Here is a 937-nt window from a genome sequence, read left to right as displayed (position 1 = left end):
GCAGGCGTCGTCCGACGCGGCCCAGGTCCTGGACCAGATCGGCGCATCCGTGAACGAGCTCGCCGAGCTGTCGGCGAACCTGCGTGCGAAGGTCGAGTACTTCACCTACTGAGATCTGAGATCCGCGCAGGAAGCAGGTGCCTGGTGGCTCCCATTCTTCGGGGCATTCTCAAATAACGGTATATCTGCAACGAAGTAAATTCCGCGAAATGCGGAATCCGCCGCCAATTGCGCGATTGTTGCTTATTGCAGGGGAGGCTCGGCCGATAGGCAGGTGACTTGTAGAACACACCTCGCTCTCATGGAGAATCATGGAAACCACCGCAGTCACCAAGCGCGGCCGCCTGAACAAGCGGTTCCCGCTGTCCGCTCAGATCGCCGCCGCCTTCGGGACGGTGGTGCTGCTGCTGGCAGCTGTCGCCACCCTCGCCTATGTCCAGCTCACCAAGCAGGGCAGCGAGGACTTCCAGATCATGTCGAACATCTATGAGATCGACGCCAAGATGACGGAGGTCAAGGACGACCTGTACACGGTCCGCATGCAGGGCCTGCGTCTCGCTACGTACACCGACGCGGCGGACATCGCCGACGGCTGGGCCATCCAGCAGGAGAACTACACCGCCTGGGAGACGGCGATCGGCGAGTTCAACACGCTGTACGAGGAGCGCTTCGGCACGGCTGTCGTCGTGACGGAGGAGGAGCAGGCCGCCTGGGGCTCCTACAAGGATGCGCAGGCCTCCCTCTACGACCCGACCTACGAGGGCGACCCGGTCGATGCGGACACGCGCCGCGAGATCGGCGACACGGTCGTGGCCAACATCAACAGCATCCAGACGCAGATCGACGAGCAGGTGACCGCGCAGGTCGAGCACGTCCAGGCCCAGACCGCCCAGACCAAGATCCTCGTCATCGCGATCGCCGCGATCGCCGTGGCCGC

1 protein-coding gene is annotated in these 937 nt (G+C 63.4%); it reads left to right on the top strand.

Going from position 1 to position 937, the window contains the following annotated elements; all coding sequences use genetic code 11:
• Positions 1–311 precede the first annotated feature (311 nt).
• Positions 312–937 (top strand): hypothetical protein (locus tag AOP78_RS14640; RefSeq protein ID WP_152659601.1); only part of this gene is annotated, 626 nt, incomplete at its 3' end.

This window comes from Demequina salsinemoris (genome assembly GCF_000974805.1).
GTDB classification, from domain to species: Bacteria; Actinomycetota; Actinomycetes; order Actinomycetales; family Demequinaceae; genus Demequina; species Demequina salsinemoris.
This window is presented reverse-complemented; position numbering and strand designations above follow the sequence as displayed.